This window comes from Actinokineospora sp. NBRC 105648 (genome assembly GCF_030269645.1).
Taxonomy (GTDB): domain Bacteria; phylum Actinomycetota; class Actinomycetes; order Mycobacteriales; family Pseudonocardiaceae; genus Actinokineospora.
Genome location: NZ_BSTR01000008.1, coordinates 58,986 through 76,375 on the forward strand (window position 1 = coordinate 58,986; position 17,390 = coordinate 76,375).

Sequence of the window (17,390 nt, forward strand, 5' to 3'; positions counted from 1 at the left end):
ACACACAAACATTCGAGGGGAACACACCCATGGCGTTCACCGGTAAGACGAAGCTGCTGACCGCGGTCGCGGTCACGGCTCTCTCGCTCACCGCGTGCAATGGTTCGTCCACGTCGGCACCGTCCACTTCGGCACCGACCTCGTCCGCGCCCGGCACGGGCACCGCGGACGCCACCGACGCGGGCCAGAGCGGGTTCGACACCCTCAAGAGCCTGGCCGAGGCGGTCAAGCAGAAGAGCACGAACTCCAAGGCCGTGCACGTGAAGTTCACCGGCAGTGCCGGTGGCGCGGAGCTCAACGGCGACGGCGACCTCAGCTTCGGCGCCCAGACGGCCATGCAGATGTCGATGGTCACCCCCGAGGGCACGATCACCACGCGGTTCGTCGACAACGCGATCTACGTCAAGACCCCGCAGCCGCTCCAGCCGGGCAAGCCGTGGCTCAAGCTCGACCTCAGCGGCGACAACCCCCTGGCCAAGACCCTGAACGGCTCCCTGGACTCGCTGAAGAACGCCGACCCGAGCAAGTCCCTGGGCCAACTGGTCACGGCGGGCAAGATCACCGCGGTCAAGCCGGAGCAGATCGACGGCCGGCAGGCCACCCACTACTCGATCACGGTCGACGTCACCAAGATCAAGGCAGCCGACCTGGGCCTGGACTCGGAGGCGGTTGCCCAACTGGAGCAGTCGGGCGTCAAGACCTACCCGGTCGAGGTCTGGGTCAACTCCGACGACCTCCCGATCCGCTACATCACCGAGATCCCGGCGGCGGGCACCACCGCCAAGATCCAGGCCGACTACACGAACTGGGGCAAGGCGGTCGACGTCTCGGCCCCGCCCGCCGCCGAGGTCGCCACCCTCCCCGGCAGCTGAAGCCCGGACAACGCCAGTGCCCCCGGCCGAGTGGATCGGCCGGGGGCACTGCGCTGTCCAGGCCGGTTTCGGCCATGATGCACGGGCCAGCCCCGCCAGCCGAACGGATGCCACCAGGTGAACGAGCACCCGCCCGAAGAAGAGGACGACGACGACGTCCCCGGCCAGCTGCAGACGATCTGCCCCTACTGCGGAGGCGGCGGAATGGTCGCGGACCCGAAACACGCGATCATCGGCGACTCCCCCCGAACGATCGACAACGGCCGATCATGCCCGCACTGCAAGACGGTCGGCCACTTCCCGGACATCATCCCGCCGGTCTGAGCCTGATGTGCTGGTGGAGGTCGGGGCGCCGGTGAGGAGGCGAGCACGCGGTAGCCGTCGAAGCGGACCATCGCGGCCAGCTGGCGGACCACCTGCAGGACCCACCTCGGCCACCTCGACCCACGGCCCTGGTAGCGCCGGGATTCCCTCGACCCAGCCACACCACCCAGCGAACACCGCCTCGGCTGTTCCCGGCCGCTCCGCCCGACTCCACCAGCCCCGCAAGCTCCACCGCTCCCCCAACTCCAGCAGCCGACAGCTCCGCCTGCCACCGACCTGGCAGCGGCCCCCCAACCCACCCCCAGACCACTCCGCCCCCCGCCCGTAGTCACACTTGGCGTAGGGGATTCAGGGAAACGCAAGGGATCCGGGAACCACCAAACCCAGACCTCAGCCCATGTGCGGATACCGGTGATCCACCGGCGGCACGAACGTCTCCTTGATCGACCGCGGACTCACCCACCGCTGCAGGTTGTAGATCGAGCCGGCCTTGTCGTTGGTGCCCGACGCCCGGCTGCCGCCGAACGGCTGCTGCCCGACGACCGCGCCGGTCGGCTTGTCGTTGACGTAGAAGTTGCCCGCCGAGAAGCGGAGCGCCTTGTGCGCCTGCTCCACCGCCGCCCGGTCCGTCGCGAACACCGCGCCGGTGAGGGCGTACGGCGACGAGGTGTCGACCAGTTCCAGGACCTTCGCGTACTCCGCGTCCTCGTACACGTGCACCGCGAGGATCGGGCCGAAGTACTCCGTGGTGAACACGTCCTGCAGCGGGTCGCTGCCCAGCAGCACCGTCGGCTGGACGAAGTAGCCCACCGAGTCGTCCGCCGTGCCGCCGGTGAGGACCTCGATCGAGGAGTTCGCCGCGGCCGCCGCGAGGGCGTCCTTGTGCTTGGCGAACGCGCGCGCGTCGATGACCGCGCCGCCGAAGTGGCTGAAGTCGGTGACGTCGCCGTAGGAGATCGAGTTCGTCACGTCGACGAGCTGCTCGCGCACCCCGCCCTCCCACACCGAGCGGGCGATGTAGGCGCGCGAGGCCGCCGAGCACTTCTGGCCCTGGTACTCGAACGCGCCGCGGACCAGGCCGATCGCGACCGCGGCCGGGTCGGCCGAGGGGTGGGCGACGACGAAGTCCTTGCCGCCGGTCTCGCCGACGATGCGCGGGTAGGAGCGGTAGGTGTCGAGGTTGTCCCCGATCAGCCGCCACAGGTGCTTGAAGGTCTTGGTCGAGCCGGTGAAGTGCAGGCCCGCGAAGTCCGGGTCGGTCAGCGCGACCTCGGAGAGCGCCTGGCCGTCGCCGGTCACCAGGTTGATCACGCCCGGGGGCAGGCCCGCGGCCTCGAGCAGCCGCATGGTGTGGTGCGCGGCGAGCTGCTGGGTGGGCGAGGGCTTCCACACGACCGTGTTGCCCATCAGCGCCGGGGCGGTGGGCAGGTTGCCCGCGATGGCGGTGAAGTTGAACGGCGTGATCGCGGTGACGAAGCCGTCCAGCGGGCGGTGGTCGAAGCGGTTCCACATGCCCGGCGAGGACGCGGGCTGCTCCTCGATGAGCCTGCGCGCGAACGAGACGTTGTAGCGCCAGAAGTCGATCAGCTCGCAGGCGCTGTCGATCTCGGCCTGCTGCGCGGACTTGGACTGGCCGAGCACCGTCGCGGCGTTGATCGTGTCGCGCCACGGGCCCGCCAGCAGGTCGGCGGCGCGCAGCAGCACGGCCGCGCGCTCGTCGAAGGGCAGCTCGCGCCACGCCGGGGCGGCCTTCTTGGCGGCGGCGACCGCGTCGGCGACGTCCTGGTGGGTGGCCTGCGCGGTGACGCCGAGCACGTGCCGGTGGTCGTGCGGCTGGACCACGTCGAGGCGGTCACCGCCCGCCAGCCGCTGCTCGCCGCCGATGGTCAAGGTCAGCTCGGGGACCTCGGCCTCCAGCTCGGCGATCCGGCGCTGGAGCGACTCGCGCTGGGGCGTGCCCGGCGCGTAGGAGCCGATCGGCTCGTTGGTCGGGTCGGGAACGGACGAAACGGCGTCCATCGTGTGGCTCGCCTCCCTGGGACTCGGCATCGACTTGCATGGCGACGGTGAGCCTGGTCGGGACTCGCCCGCTCACCTCGTACATCCTGTCATGGGATGTACACCCGGCTACAGCAGCTCCAGCACGAACGGCAACTCCTGCGGGGCGTACCAGGCCAGCTCGTGGTCCTCGGCGTCGCCGAGCACGAACTCCGCGTCCGGGTCGCCCAGGTCGGCCTCGTCGATGACCGCGGCGGCGGCCCGCACGGCGGTCTCGGCCTCGGCGGTGTCCAGGTGGATCGCGGCGATCGCGGCCAGCGGGACCGGGCCCGCCAGCTTGACCACCGCGTAGTCCAGGTCGGACCGCAGCAGCACGTCGTCGACGTCGGCGGAGACCACGGCCCGGCGCATCAGCACCTCCGGGTCGGCGGCCGCCTCGGTGCCCAGCAGCCGCAGCGAGGCCTTCGCCGCGTCCAGCATGGCCGCGTACTCCAGTTCCTCGTCACCGCCGGTGGCGTAGGACTCGCGCAGCGCGGGGGTCAGCGCGAACGCGGTGTTGCTGATCGCGGCCAGCTCGCCGTCGGAGTTCAACGTCCGCAGCATGGCCACCGTCGCCGGTACGTACACCCTCAACTCATCACGCTCTCACGGTCGTCAGCAGTTCCTCGACGGACTCTTCCAGCATCCGCGCCAGCGCGTCCACGTCGGACATCGCGGTGCGGTCGCCGGTGAGACCGAAGTACACCCCGCCGTCGTAGGAGGTGACCCCGATCGCCAGCGGCTGGTTCCTGGTCAGCGGCATGACCGGGAACATCTCGGTCATCCTGGCGTTGCCCGCGTAGAGCGGGATCTGCGGCCCCGGCACGTTGGTGACCACCAGGTTGAAGATCCGCCGCGAGAACGACGCCGCCGCCCGCGCGCCCAGCGAGTGCAGGGTGGGCGGGGCGAACCCGCCGACCCTAAGCAGCGCCGAGGCGGCCACCGAGCGGACCGAGTCGTTGTGCGCGCGCAGCGCGTGCCCGACGTGCTGCAGCCGGACGAACGGGTTGGGCTCGCCGACCGGCAGGTCGACCAGCTGCGCGGTGACCTTGTTGCCCAGCATGCCGGGCACTGTCCCATCGGCCTCCTCGTCGCGCACGGCGAGCGGGACCAGCGCGCGGACCGCGGTGGAGGAGGTGAGCTGCTGGCCGCGGGAGAGCAGCCACGCGCGCAGCCCACCGGTGACCACGGCCAGCACGACGTCGTTGACCGTGCCGCCGTGTCGCGCCCGCACCGACCGCAGGTCGTCGAGCCGGGCCCGGGAGACCGCGTACAGCCGCGCCTTGGACACCGGGGCGTCGAGCGGACCGCCCGGCGCGGGCCGGGCGGCCAGGCCGATGGCCGAGACCACGGTGGACACCACGCCCACCACCTTCTGCGTGGTGGCCAGCGCGTCGCCGACCGCGGCGCGCACGTTCTCCACGACCTCGCGGGGCCGCTGGACGGTCTCGGCGACCGCGTCGATCACCAGCCGGGTGGGGCCGGGCAGCCTGCGCGGGATCCACGGCTCCTCGGCGGGCTGGTCGGGGGTCTGCGGGCCCGCCTCCAGGATGACCTGGCCGAAGTCGATCGTGCGGACGCCGTCGACCAGGGCCAGGTGCGTCTTGGTGATCAGCGCGACGTGCCCGCCCGCCAGGCCCTCGACCAGGTAGGCCTCCCAGAGCGGGCGGGACTGGTCGAGCGGGCGGGCCAGCAGCCTGCCGACCAGGTCGAACAGCTGCTGGTCGCTGCCCGGGCGGGGCAGCGCGGAGCGGCGCACGTGGTAGTTCAGGTCGAACCCCGGGTCGTCCACCCAGACCGGGCGGGCGAGGTGGCCGGGCACCTCGACGACCTTCTGCCGGTAGCGCGGCACCAGCGGCAGCCGCTGCTCGACGATGGTGGCCAGGTGCTCGTAGCTGAACCCCGACCGCGGCCTGCGGAACACCGCGACCCCGCCGACGTGCATCGGCGTCACCTCGTCCTCCAGGTAGAGGAAGGAGGCGTCGAGGGCGGACAGGCGGTCGGGCATGCCCCCGATCCTGACACATCGCGGGTGCCCGGCGCCGACGTGCGATGCTGCGCGCTGTGTCTTACGAAGCCGCATCCCCCAAAGACCGGTTCGTCACCGTGTACGGGCGCAAGCCGGTGCTGGAGGCGCTGGGCGACCCGCGGCTGTCCGTGGACAAGGTGATCCTGGCCGACAACGCGGGCGGACCGGCCGCGCGGGAGATCCTGGACGCCGCCCGCGAGCGCGGGGTGCCGGTGCAGCGCGCGACCGCGCAGCGGGTGAAGGTGTTGGCGGGCAACGGGAAACAGGACCAGGGTGTGCTGGCCGACGTCGTCGCGCCGCGGATGCGACGGCTCGCCGACGCGCTCGGCGGCAAGCGGCCCGCGTCGGTGCTGCTGCTCGACGGGATCACCACGCCCGCCAACGTGGGCATGATCCTGCGCACCGCGACCGCGGCGGGCATCGGCGGCATCGTGGTCCCCCGGCGCGGGGTGGCGACCATCGACCCGTTGGTGGTCAAGGCGTCGGCGGGGGTCGCGTTCACCGCTCCGGTGCTGCGCTGCGCGACGGCCGAGGAGGCGGCGGCCGACCTGCGGGCGGCCGGGTACCCGCTCTACGCCATGGACGCGGGCGCGCGGAAGTCGGTGTTCGAGGTGGACCTGCCGGGCAACGTGGCGTTCGTGCTGGGCAGCGAGACCTCGGGGGTGAGCGAGGGCGTGCGCCCGCACGTGAACCGCTGGGTGTCGATCCCGATGAGCGGCGGGGTGGAGTCGCTGAACGTGGCGTCGGCGGCGGCCGTGCTGTGCTTCGAGCTGGTGCGGCGGCGGTCAGCGTAGGTCGACGCCGAGCAGGGTGGTGAGTTCGTCCACTGTGGAGTCCAGGTCGCGGTGGTGCACGCCGGTCATGCCCGCTTGGGCGGCGCCGCGCACGTAGCCGGCGACGTCGTCGACGAAGACGCACTGGCGCACCGGGGTTCCCAGGCGGGCGGCGGTGATCCGGAAGATCTCCGGGTCGGGCTTGGCGACACCCGCCTCGCCGGAAACCACCACGGCGTCGAACACGTCGGGCAGGCCGGGCGGCACACGGTCCGCATTGGACAGCAGGGCGGTCTTGAACCCCCTGGTACGCGCCGCTGCCACGATGTTGGGAATTCCCTTGTCGGTGAAGACACCCGCGTAGTCGACGATCAGGGCCGTGTAGTGCACACGTCTGATCATGCCGGGTTTCCGTTGAGGTTCACCAGTTGAGGTGACGGTCGGGCAGGACGGCCGTGCCTGTGTGCTCTGTTCTGGCGATTCTGTCGGAAGGAGAGCAGCAGATGCGGGTGACCGCGCTACCGCCGTACGAGCCCCCAATCGCCGAGTACCTGGAAGAACGCTGGGCCACACCGCCTGCGAACCAGTGGTCGCAAGGCCCCCTGCGGGACGACCGAACCACCCGCGAACTGAGCTGGCGGATGTTGCTACTGCTCATGGAATGCCTGGAGGGCAAGCGACCGCTGACCCAACTGCACACGATCCTGACCCCACCGGTGTACGAGGCGATGTTGACCCGAACCCGCACACCGTCGCGGTTGGCCCACCGCCTGATGTCCCTGCGCACCTGCCACGTGGCCCCGGGTGTGGTGGAGATCTGCGCCTCGGTCCGCGTCTCGCCGCGCACCTACCCCGACGCCTGGCGCCTGCGCGCGGTCGCGGGCAGGCTGGCCCAGACCAACGGCACCTGGCGCTGCACAGCCCTGCGGTTGGTGGGCTCATGAGCAGGGAATCCACCGACCGGACGCCCACCGCCGCAACCGATCACGGTCGGCCCACCGCCCGCCCGGCCAACCACTGCCCTCGCCAGCTCCGTCGAACCACCCAGACCCATCCGCGGGCACACGACCCGCGAACCCGAACCTCCGCAGGCCGCGCGGCGGCCTGCGCCAGGCCAGCGGCGAGAGGCCCGCACGGTCCTTCCTCGCCCAGTCACGGTCCTGCTGCCAGCACTCACCCGTGCCACCCGGACCGCGCGCCCCGCCCCGGACCACAGGCCCGGCACCACCAGTCCACCGGACACCCGGCCCACCACCAGCAAGCCCAGCTCCCCCAAACCCACCAGGTCCGGCCGCACAGCACGCGCTCGCGAATCCGAATGGGCAGGGGGCTCGCCAGCGGCTTGGTGAACCTCGCGAACTCCGTCGCTTGGTCGCACACCCTCCCGACGCCGGCGCCGCCCCCGGACCACCCCCGCCATCCACCCCGGCACAGCACCCGCCCAGCCACCACCACCCCGCACAACTCCCTCACACACCCGAACCACCAGACAGCACGCGACCCGCGGAGCCGGGGCTCCGCGGGTCGCGTGGTGGTGTTCGCCAGGTCAGCGGCGGGGGCCCTTGCGGCCCTTCTTCGCCTGGTCGCGGGCCTGCTGCCGACGCTCGCGCCGGGTGCCGCCCGCACCCGACCCGTCACCGTTGTCGGCGGCCTCGGAGTGGGACTCGACGCCGCCGTTCTCGGCCGGGCCGCTGTAGTTCAGCCGCTGCGGGGCCGGGCCCTCGAAGCCCTTGCCGCGCAGGGCGGGCGGGAGCTTCTCGGTGGCGGTCGCGGCGGCGGCCCGCTCGGCCTGGGCGCGCTCCTGGGCGGCCTGGGCGCGGGCCTGCCGCTCGCGCAGCTCGGCGGCGCGGGCCTCGGCCGCCGGGTCCTTGACCGCGGGCAGCGCACTGGGCTGCGGCGCCAGCTGCACCGTCGCGGGCTCCGGTTCGGCGGGCTCCACCGGCACGTTGAAGATGAAGCCGACCGACTCCTCCTTCAGCGCGTCCAGCATCGCGCCGAACATGTCGAAGCCCTCCTTCTGGTACTCGATCAGCGGGTCGCGCTGGGCCATCGCGCGCAGGCCGATGCCCTCCTTGAGGTAGTCCATCTCGTAGAGGTGCTCGCGCCACTTGCGGTCGAGCACCGAGAGCATCACCCGGCGCTCCACCTCGCGCATGGCGCCCTCGCCGACCTTGGCGTCGATCTCGGCCTCGCGGGTCTTGTAGGCCTGCAGCGCGTCGGCGGTGATGGCCTCGAGCAGGAACTCGTGGTCCATGTCCAGGCCGTCGGCCTCGGCCCGGTCGACCAGCTCCTCCCAGGTGACCGTGACCGGGTACAGCGTCTTGAGCGCCGTCCACAGCTTGGCGTGGTCCCAGTCCTCGGCGTAGCCACCCGCGGTCGCGCCGGTGACGTAGGCGTCGACGACGTCGGTGACCATGTTCTCGATCTCGTCGCTGAGGTCCTCGCCCGCCAGCACCCGCTTGCGCTCGGCGTAGATCACCTTGCGCTGCTTGTTCATGACCTCGTCGTACTTGAGGACGTTCTTGCGGATCTCGAAGTTCTGCTGCTCGACCTGGGTCTGCGCGCTGCGGATCGCCCGGGTGACCATCTTGGCCTCGATCGGCTGGTCCTCCGGCACGTTCATCACCGTCATGACCCGCTCGACCATGCCCGCGTTGAAGCGCCGCATCAGCTCGTCGCCGAGCGAGAGGTAGAACCGGGACTCGCCCGGGTCGCCCTGGCGGCCCGCGCGACCGCGCAGCTGGTTGTCGATGCGCCGCGACTCGTGCCGCTCGGTGCCCAGCACGTAGAGCCCGCCCGCGGCCCTGACCTCGATCTTCTCGGCCTTGACCGCTTCCTCGGCCTTCTCCAGCGCGCCCGGCAGCGCCGCGCGCCACTCCTCCGGGGTCTCGGTCGGGTCGAGGCCGCGCTCGCGCAGCGACTCCTCGGCGATGTGCTCGGGGTTGCCGCCGAGCACGATGTCGGTACCGCGGCCGGCCATGTTGGTCGCCACGGTGACCGCGCCCTTGTGGCCCGCGCCCGCGATGATCGCGGCTTCCTTCTCGTGGTGCTTGGCGTTGAGCACGTTGTGCGGGACACCGGCCTTGACCAGCAGCTTCGACAGGTACTCCGAGCGCTCCACGCTGGTCGTGCCGACCAGCACCGGCTGGCCCTGCTCGTGCCGCTCGGCGATGTCCTCGGCGACCGCGAGGAACTTCGCCTCCTCGGTCTTGTAGATCAGGTCCGGCTGGTCCTTGCGGATCATGTCCCGGTTGGTCGGGATCGGCACCACCCCGAGCTTGTAGGTGGTGTGGAACTCGGCCGCCTCGGTCTCGGCGGTACCGGTCATGCCCGCGAGCTTCTCGTAGAGCCGGAAGTAGTTCTGCAGCGTGATCGTGGCCAGCGTCTGGTTCTCGGCCTTGATCTCGACGTTCTCCTTGGCCTCGATGGCCTGGTGCATGCCCTCGTTGTAGCGGCGACCCGCCAGCACGCGGCCGGTGAACTCGTCGACGATGAGCACCTCGCCGGTGCGGACGATGTAGTCCTTGTCGCGCTTGTAGAGCTCCTTGGCCTTGAGCGCGTTGTTCAGGTAGCCGACCAGCGGGGTGTTCGCGGCCTCGTAGAGGTTGTCGATGCCGAGCTGGTCCTCGACGTAGGCGACACCCTTCTCGGTGACACCGACGGTGCGCTTGCGCTCGTCGACCTCGTAGTGCACGTCCTTGCGCAGCGCGGGCGAGATCCGGGCGAACTCCTGGTACCAGCGCGAGGACTGGTCGGCCGGCCCGGAGATGATCAGCGGCGTGCGCGCCTCGTCGATCAGGATCGAGTCGACCTCGTCGACGATGGCGAAGTGGTGCCCGCGCTGGACCATGTCGTCGAGCGACCAGGCCATGTTGTCGCGCAGGTAGTCGAAGCCGAACTCGTTGTTCGTGCCGTGGGTGATGTCGCAGAGGTAGGCCTCGCGGCGCTCGGCCGGGGTCATCTCGGACAGGATCACGCCCACGGTGAGCCCGAGGAAGCGGTGGATCCGCCCCATCCACTCCGCGTCGCGCTTGGCGAGGTAGTCGTTGGTGGTGATGACGTGCACGCCGTCACCGGAGAGCGCGTTGAGGTAGGCGGGCAGCACGCCGGTGAGCGTCTTGCCCTCACCGGTGCGCATCTCCGCGACCTGCCCGAGGTGCAGCGCGGCGCCACCCATCAGCTGCACGTCGAAGTGCCGCTGGCCGAGCACCCGCTTGGCGCCCTCCCTGGCCACCGCGAACGCCTCGGGCAGCAGCTCGTCGAGCGACTCCCCCCCGGCGTAGCGCTTCTTGAACTCCTCGGTCTTGCCGCGCAGCTCGTCGTCGGAGAGATCGACGACATCCTCCTCCAGCGAGTTGATGTGCGCTGCGATGTTGCGCAGCCGCTTGAGCATCTTGCCCTCGCCCGCGCGCAGGATCCGGGACAGCACCATCTCGAGTCGACCTCGCTAGCTGATAGTCGTGCGCCCGCTACGGACGCTCCTGTTCGTCATCGTAGGCAACCCGCCGCAACCCTCGCAGCGACGCTCGACAACGGCGCCGCGCAGGCTACCCGGGTGACCTCCGCCTCAGCGCTAACGGTCAGGTGCGGCCAGAGGTTCCGGACAGGTCGTTCACTGGGAACGAAGCGCCCGAACGGGCGGTGTCCGGGGTGTTGGGCGTTGGTCTTGGGGTGGGGTGGGCCTCGGTGGGCCTCGGAATGAGCGTGGGCCGCTGTAGGTCTCTGCTGGTTCCTGCTTCCCCTCCGCACAATTGTGACGACGGACTGGAGGGGTGTGTCAAGGCGGGAAAGATGCCTTGACACACCCCTCCAGTCCGTGTTTTGGCTGCGTATGGGATGCAGGGGCGGGAGTGGTCGCGGGGAGACTGTGGTGGCGGGGTGCGGTTTGAGGGGTGGGCGGTGCGAGGGCTGGGGTTATGGCCAGGTGGGTTGTTGGGCTGGCGGGGCACTAACCGGGCCGAGCTTGGGCCGAGCCGGGCCGGGCCGCTGGGCTCGGCTGGGCTAGCCGGGCCGGGCACGCTCGGCTTGGGCCTCGGTTGGGCCTAGCCGCGCCGGGCCTAGCCCTAGCTGAGCCGCTGGGCCGGGCTGGGCTGGGCGAGCCGGGTGGCGCTGAGCTGGCTGAGCTTGGTCGGGCTGGGCCGGCCGGACTCCAGCGGTGGCTCACCGGGTCGGCGAGCGCTCAGCGCGGTGCGGCCGCGAAGTGAGTCTGGTGCTGGGTGTGCTGGGGCGTGGCGGTGCCCCGGGTCCACTCGGGTACCCGGGGCACCGCGACCTGGGGTCAGACGAGCTTGATCACGCCGTAGTCGAAGGCGCGGCGGCGGTAGACGACGCTGGGGACGCCGGAGTCGGCGTCGGAGAACAGGTAGAAGTCGTGTCCGACCAGTTCCATCTCGTAGAGGGCCTGGTCGACCGTCATCGGCTTGGCCGGGTGTTCCTTCTCCCGCACGATGCGGCCGGGGAGGTTCTCGGAGACGTCGTCCCAGCGCTGCTCGGGGACCTCGCCCGCACCGTCGAAGTCGTATTGCGGGGCGGTCAGCACGGCGGTCCGCACGGCGTGCGTGGCCTCGCCGTTGGTGCTCGCGGGCACGACGACGGCTGATGTGGCCTCCGCGACGGAGGCGGGGCTTCGACGTCCGTGGTGGACGCGCCTGCGGTCGTGCAGGCGGCGCAGCCGGTTCTCGAGCTTGGTCACCGCCAGGTCCAGCGCGGCGTAGAAGTCGCCCGCGCACGCCTCGGCTCGAACGGCCGGGCCCTTGCCCTTGCCGGTGATCTCAACCCGCTGGCAGCTCTTCGACTGCCTGCGGTTGGGCTCATGGAACAGCTCGACGTCGAAGCGGATGACCTTGCGGTCGTAGCGCTCCAGCCTGCTCAGCTTCTCCTCGACGTGCAACCGGTAGTGCTCCGGCACCTCGACGTTACGGCCCTTAACCACGATGTCCATACACGACCTCCCTCGCAGCTGGCGAGTATTGGTTCTCCGCGAAAAACTGCGGCGCCGGGCTGGTCTGGATTCCAAGTCCAGGACAGGGCGTGACCTGGGGAGACTCCCCCGGGAAGTCAGCGCTCCACCGGCACCAGGGTCATGGGCTACTCGCCTCCTCCCTGCCAGCCGGGAACGGTGATAGCGCAGCACGTTAGCCCCGGAATCGACGGAGCAACAGCCCCCGAGGCGGGCGACATCCGTTCGCGACCGAGGGTGACGCCGCGCGACGGACGCGCCGGTGAACACGACCATGCGCGGTACGGGACCGCCGAAGGGCCGAAGCATGATTCACCGATTCGCCGCATGGCGTGCGGCCGACTGGCGGTGTAGTGGATTCGGCGGCGTGACACCCCGAACCCCGCTGTCGCCCGGGATGGGCGTACCCCGTCAGTCCGCATACCTGGCCAACGGCTCCACCCGGCCGCTGGTTCCCGTCCCGATTCACCCGAACGGGGGTGGGCCGAGTCGTCCCGCCATGTGGGCATCAGACCGTCGCCGCACACGCGAGCACGAGGAGAACGGGATGACCGGCCGCTTCCAGGACCCGCGCGCAGGCCGCGGCGGTGGCCCCGGTGGTGACGATGTCGTCGAGCACGACCACCGGCGCGCGGGCGGGCGGGGTGCCACGCGGGTCGATCACGAGGTGGCGGGCCAGGTTGGCGGCCCGCGAACCCGGGGTGAGGCCCACAGAGTCGCGGGCACCCCGGGAGAACCGCAGGGCGGGAGCCACGGCCGCGTCGATCCCCTGGCCCACCAGCCAGGCGGCGGCCACCTCGGCGACCCGGACCAGGTGGTGCCCACCCCGCTTGCGGACGGCTTCGCCGCGGGAGGGAGCGGGCACGAGCCACAGGGTGGACGCGGCTCTGGGCACCGGCAAGGCGCGATGGCGGCGTGGCGCTCCCGGCGACGGCTCTGAGGTGGACTCGGCTGAGGCGGAGGGCGAAGATCCGGGGACGCCACTTGGGACTGTCTGACTCCCGGTAGCCATTGCCGATGGGACAGACACGACCGTGGCACTTGCCGCAGGTGGAGTAACTCCGCTCGCGAGGGCCGGGGCAGGGCCAGCAGCAGTGGCAGCACGTGGCACTTCTGCGTTCGCGGTAGCCGGGGCGGCGGCAGGCGCAGCGGGGGCGGCTGCTGCGGGTGGGGCGGGTGGGTTCGGGGTGGCGGCTGTGGGTGGGGCGGGTGGGCCCGTGGTGGGCATACCGCGCACTACCGCGAGGGCCGTGAGCGCCGGGTGGGTGGCGGCCAGGAGTGGGATTCGGTCGGCGGCCGCGGGGAGTGCCTGCGCCAGGGCTTGGCCGAGCGGGATCGCCAGGGCGCGGCAGTTGTGGTCCTTGTAGGCCAGGATCGCGCGCCGGGCGGGGCCCGCGTACGGGGACAGGGCCAGGACGGGCGGGCCGCGGTGGGTCGCACTGCGCTCCACCGCCATGAGGCCGGTGATGCTGAGGGCGCAGGCCGGGCACCAGTGGGTGCCGGGGCGGTCGCACCCCGCGCAGTGGCGGGGGAGGAGTAGGTCGAGCAAGGAGCGGCACAGGTCTCGCAGCGGGCGGAATGGATCACCGGGGCGGGGTGGACCGGGCAACAGGAACACGCCGGGGATGAGGCAGAGCAGACCTAGCAGGGGGCGGAGGTGGTGGGGCGGGATGCACCTGGCCGGGCGCGGGAAGGGGTGGAACAGGTCAAGGGAAGGACCGGCCGGGTCAAGCGCACGACGGGGCCGGGCGCGGACAGGGCGCAAGGCAGCGAGCATCCGGGAGCAGGACGCCCGCGGTGCGGCGACACACGGCCCGGCCTGTGCCCTGGCGGGGGCCCGACCGGGAGGCGGATGTCGGACAGCGGTCGGCGACGCGGCGCGGAACGGGGCCGGCCAAGGTGCGAGCGGGTTCGGGTTGGTGGTGCCGGGGAATCGCATGGGAGCAGGGTGGGGCACCGCCGGGATGTGTGCGTGGAGTTGTCCACAGGGGCGGTCAGCCCGGGTAGAAGGGCAGTGCTCCGGCTGCTTGGACGTACTGGTGCAGCTGCCAGACCTTGCCCGCCTCCTGGGTGAACCACACCCCCGACCCGTCCGTCACGATGGCCGACCGGCTCGGTGCCGCGGTGATCGCGCGGACCGGGAGGGTCAGGTTGGTCGTGTTGTACCTCGTGTAGGTGAGCCCATCGATCGGCATGCTGGCCACCGGGAGGGTGGTCTGCTCCGTCGCCACGATCAGGGTCAGCCGGTCGAGCCAGTCCAGGCCGATGACGTCCTTGACCACACCGCCCTGGAGGGTGCGGACCGCGCTGATCGTGACCGCGTCGTTGGTGCGGACCACCGAGGCGACCTTGACCTCGCCGTTGACCACCGCGGCTACCCGGGCGCCGTCGCGGGAGAGCCGCAGCTGGGTGATGGTGCCACCGTTCTGGGTGAACTCCGAGGCGTCCACCGGGAAGTCGTCCCACTTGCCGTCCGCCGTTCGGACGACCCGGACCACCAGGGTGCCGTCCTGCACCGTCCACACCTCGCTGGGGCCGTTCTCGCTCGCGCCGCCGACGAGCCAGGTGGGGCGGGTCAGGGTGGCGGTGGGCGAGAGGCTCACCTCCGGCAGCTCGGCGTTCGTCCGGCCTACCCGCAGGCGCATGCCGACCGGGGTCCGCTGCACGACCGCGAGCTGGGTGCCGTCGAGGGACTGCGCCGCGCTGACGATGTCGTAGGCGCCCGCGCCGGTCGGGCCCTCCACCGGCTTGCCGTCGCGCAGCGAGCGCAGCCTGCCGTCGACCACCGCCAGGCCGAACAGGTCCGGCTTCAGGGTGGTCAGGGCGTCGTAGGAGCCCACGTCGCCGACCGTCCAGTCCTGGTGGTCGGGCACCAGGTCGGCGCCCTCGACGCGCAGCCGCAGCGGGCTGCTGGTGACGTCGCGCAGGGAGTACACCAGCTGCGCGGCGATGCGCTGCCGATCCTCGATGGGCTTGTCGAGCCGGGACAGGTTGATCAGGATCGCGCCGCCCGCCTCCTCCACCACGTTGGTGCTTAGCGTGACCCCGTCGAGCGGGCTGCGCACGGCACCGCGCAGCGGCTCCGACGGGCCCGCCAGCAGCAGGTCGAGCACCCGGCCGGAGAGGCCCTGGCGCGGTTCGGTCTCGACGTAGCGCAGGTCCGGCACCAGGACCCGCTGGTCGAGGTCGAAGAACTCCAGGTTGACCCGGCGGTAGCTGGCCTCGAAGTCCGACTGGTTGATCAGCATCGTGTTCGGCGGCTCGGCGATGCGCCACTGGCCGTCCTCGCGGCGCAGGATCACCCGGTAGGTCACCGACTGCACACCCGGGACGAACGACCGGTCCCCCACCAGCCTGCCCAGCGCGGTCGCGGTGAGGACGACCACCTGCTCGTTGGCGTTGTCCCGGCCCTCCTGCACCGACTGCGGGACGGTGCGGACCGACTCGTTCTTGATGATCGTCGGCGGCTCGGCGGAGCCCTTCCAGTTGGGCTTGATGTCCTCGGTCAGGTAGGTGCGCGCGATGTCCGGCGTGCCCGCGTTGTTGACGAAGCCCTGGACCAGGGAGAACGGGTCGAGCCCGGGGGCGGGCTTGCCGATCTGGCGCTGCGGCTGCTCGGTCGCCTCGACGACGATCTTGGGCAGCGTGCGGTCCGGGATGTTCGCGCAGCCCGCCGCGAGGAACGCGCAGAACAGGGCGATGAGCAGCCGTTTCACGGGTAGGCCTCCTCGGGGACCGAGAGCGGCAGCTGGGCCACCTGGGTGACCGGGCGCGCGTCAGCGGGGGGCAGCGGCAGCGGGCTGGTGCCGTACGGGACGTCCTGCAGCCGCGGCAGCGTGAGCCGGAAGCAGGCGCCGTCGCCGACCTCGCCCCAGGCGTCCAGGCCGCCGCCGTGCAGGCGGGCGTCCTCCAGGCTGATCGCCAGGCCGAGGCCGGTGCCGCCGGTGTGCCGGTTGCGCGAGGGGTCGGCGCGCCAGAACCGGTTGAAGACCAGCCCGGCCTCACCGGTGCGCAGCCCGACGCCGCGGTCGCGCACGGTGACCGCGACCGCGTCCTCGGTCATCACCATCCGCAGCTCCACCGGCTTGCCCTCGCCGTGGTCGATGGCGTTGGCCAGCAGGTTGCGCAGGATCCGCTCGATGCGCCGGGACTCGACCTCGGCGGTGACCTCGTCCTCGGGCAGGTCGAGCACGATCTCCGAGCCCGCGTTGCGCGCGATCACCCGGACCGACTCGGCCGCCCGGCGGGCGATGGCGCGCAGGTCGGCGTACTCGCTGACCAGCTCCTCGACCCCCGCGTCGAGCCGGGAGATCTCCAGCAGGTCGGCCAGCAGCGACTCGAACCGGTCGAGCTCGTCGACCAGCAGCTCGGTGGAGCGGGCCAGCCCGGCCGGGAACTGCGCGCGGGAGGCGTGCAGGACGTCCGCGGCCATCCGGACCGTGGTCAGCGGGGTGCGCAGCTCGTGCGAGACGTCGGAGGTGAACCGGCGCTGGAGCTGGCCGAAGTCCTCCAGCTGGCGGATCTGCCGCTCGATGCTCTCGGCCATCTCGTTGTAGGACTGGGCGAGCCGCGCGACGTCGTCCTCGCCCGCGACGACCATCCGCTCGTCCAGCTCACCCTCGGCGAACCGCTCGGCAGCGCGGGCCGCACGGCGAACCGGTAGCACTACCTGCCGCGTGACGAGGTTGGTGATCCCCGCTAAGAGCAACAGGAGCACAAGACCACCGACGACCAAGGTGCTCTGCACGACGTCGATAGTGCGCTGCTCGGTCGCGAGCGGGTAGAGCATGTACAGCTGCAACGGCGCGGGGTTCGAGGTGGTGACCGGGGAACCGACCATCAGGTATGTGATGCGCTCGCCGTTGCGCTCGACGGTGTAGATCTGGGAGATCGTGCGGTTCGGCGTGGTGAGCACGAAGTCGCGCAGGGACTGCGGCACCTTGTCGTACGGCCCGGCGGCGCTGACGTCGGCGGGCGGGGTCTTGAGCGTGTCGTTGACCAGCACCGGCTCGAACGCCCCGGCCGAGCCCGCGCCGGACTGGTCGGGCGAGGAGCTGGTGAGCTTGTTGACCGCGCTGTTGAGCCGGTCCTTGATCGGGTCCGAGCCGTTGATCCCGGCCAGCTCGCGCTCGGCGATCTGCACCGCGGCCCGGGTCTGGTTGATCGCGGCGTCCTCTTTGGTACCCAGCAGCCGCTCGGTGATCTGGTTCTGCAGCACCATGCCCAGCACGAACACCACCGCCGAGCCCAGCGCCAGCGTGCTGACCACGACCCGCAGCTGCAGCGAGCGCCGCCACAGGTCGCTGAACGCGCTGGACCGGCGCCGCCCGGCGGCGGCCAGGCCGCGGGCGGCGGCGGTGAGGCGGGCTAGCAGTGCGCGCACGGCCTCGCCCCGG

General features: G+C 71.4%; 13 protein-coding genes. 4 read left to right on the forward strand and 9 right to left on the reverse strand.

Annotation, left to right across the window (positions count from 1 at the left end):
- Nucleotides 1-29 precede the first annotated feature (29 nt).
- Nucleotides 30-872 (forward strand): SCO4651 family lipoprotein, encoded by an 843-nt coding sequence (locus QSK30_RS10230; RefSeq protein WP_285501711.1) that lies wholly within the window; start codon nucleotides 30-32, stop codon nucleotides 870-872.
- A gap of 117 nt (nucleotides 873-989) precedes the next feature.
- Nucleotides 990-1,196: a hypothetical protein gene (locus QSK30_RS10235; RefSeq protein ID WP_285501712.1), complete on the forward strand. Its 207-nt coding sequence runs from the start codon at nucleotides 990-992 to the stop codon at nucleotides 1,194-1,196.
- 390 nt (nucleotides 1,197-1,586) lie between these two features.
- Here QSK30_RS10235 and pruA read toward each other — a convergent pair whose 3' ends face one another.
- From pruA to QSK30_RS10250, 3 genes are all read right to left on the reverse strand, one after another.
- Nucleotides 1,587-3,215 (reverse strand): L-glutamate gamma-semialdehyde dehydrogenase, encoded by a 1,629-nt coding sequence (pruA, locus tag QSK30_RS10240; protein WP_285501713.1) that lies wholly within the window; start codon nucleotides 3,213-3,215, stop codon nucleotides 1,587-1,589.
- Between the two features lie 108 nt (nucleotides 3,216-3,323).
- Nucleotides 3,324-3,827, reverse strand: a complete 504-nt coding sequence (locus QSK30_RS10245; RefSeq protein WP_285501716.1) for a DUF6912 family protein — start codon at nucleotides 3,825-3,827, stop codon at nucleotides 3,324-3,326.
- Nucleotides 3,828-3,831: 4 nt separating this feature from the next.
- Nucleotides 3,832-5,241, reverse strand: a complete 1,410-nt coding sequence (locus QSK30_RS10250; protein WP_285501717.1) for a WS/DGAT/MGAT family O-acyltransferase — start codon at nucleotides 5,239-5,241, stop codon at nucleotides 3,832-3,834.
- 56 nt (nucleotides 5,242-5,297) lie between these two features.
- Here QSK30_RS10250 and QSK30_RS10255 point away from each other — a divergent pair, with 56 nt between their 5' ends.
- Nucleotides 5,298-6,056: a TrmH family RNA methyltransferase gene (locus QSK30_RS10255; protein ID WP_502871818.1), complete on the forward strand. Its 759-nt coding sequence runs from the start codon at nucleotides 5,298-5,300 to the stop codon at nucleotides 6,054-6,056.
- Here the strand turns inward: QSK30_RS10255 and QSK30_RS10260 are convergent.
- Nucleotides 6,048-6,437, reverse strand: coding sequence for an HAD-IA family hydrolase (locus QSK30_RS10260; RefSeq protein ID WP_285501721.1), 390 nt, complete (start codon nucleotides 6,435-6,437; stop codon nucleotides 6,048-6,050). The two genes, QSK30_RS10255 and QSK30_RS10260, sit on opposite strands and share 9 nt — an antisense overlap.
- 101 nt (nucleotides 6,438-6,538) lie before the next feature.
- On the opposite strand from QSK30_RS10260, the gene QSK30_RS10265 reads away from it, so the two are divergent.
- Nucleotides 6,539-6,979 carry an Rv3235 family protein gene (locus tag QSK30_RS10265; RefSeq protein ID WP_285501722.1) on the forward strand — a complete coding sequence of 147 codons (441 nt, stop codon included), beginning with the start codon at nucleotides 6,539-6,541 and terminating at the stop codon, nucleotides 6,977-6,979.
- A 602-nt stretch (nucleotides 6,980-7,581) separates the two neighbouring features.
- On the opposite strand, the gene secA is transcribed toward QSK30_RS10265, so the two are convergent.
- From secA to mtrB, 5 genes are all read right to left on the reverse strand, one after another.
- Nucleotides 7,582-10,467 carry a preprotein translocase subunit SecA gene (gene secA / locus QSK30_RS10270; protein ID WP_285501723.1) on the reverse strand — a complete coding sequence of 962 codons (2,886 nt, stop codon included), beginning with the start codon at nucleotides 10,465-10,467 and terminating at the stop codon, nucleotides 7,582-7,584.
- Nucleotides 10,468-11,313: 846 nt separating this feature from the next.
- Nucleotides 11,314-11,976, reverse strand: coding sequence for a ribosome hibernation-promoting factor, HPF/YfiA family (gene hpf, locus QSK30_RS10275; protein WP_285501725.1), 663 nt, complete (start codon nucleotides 11,974-11,976; stop codon nucleotides 11,314-11,316).
- Between the two features lie 526 nt (nucleotides 11,977-12,502).
- On the reverse strand, nucleotides 12,503-12,859 hold the full coding sequence (locus QSK30_RS10280) for a hypothetical protein (protein WP_285501726.1): 357 nt from the start codon (nucleotides 12,857-12,859) through the stop codon (nucleotides 12,503-12,505).
- Nucleotides 12,860-13,988: 1,129 nt separating this feature from the next.
- Entirely contained in the window at nucleotides 13,989-15,710 is a 1,722-nt protein-coding gene (locus QSK30_RS10285) for an LpqB family beta-propeller domain-containing protein (protein ID WP_285501727.1), read from the reverse strand.
- Nucleotides 15,707-17,377, reverse strand: coding sequence for an MtrAB system histidine kinase MtrB (gene mtrB, locus QSK30_RS10290; protein WP_285501728.1), 1,671 nt, complete (start codon nucleotides 17,375-17,377; stop codon nucleotides 15,707-15,709). Before mtrB ends, QSK30_RS10285 begins: the two co-directional genes overlap by 4 nt.
- Nucleotides 17,378-17,390: the final 13 nt, after the last annotated feature.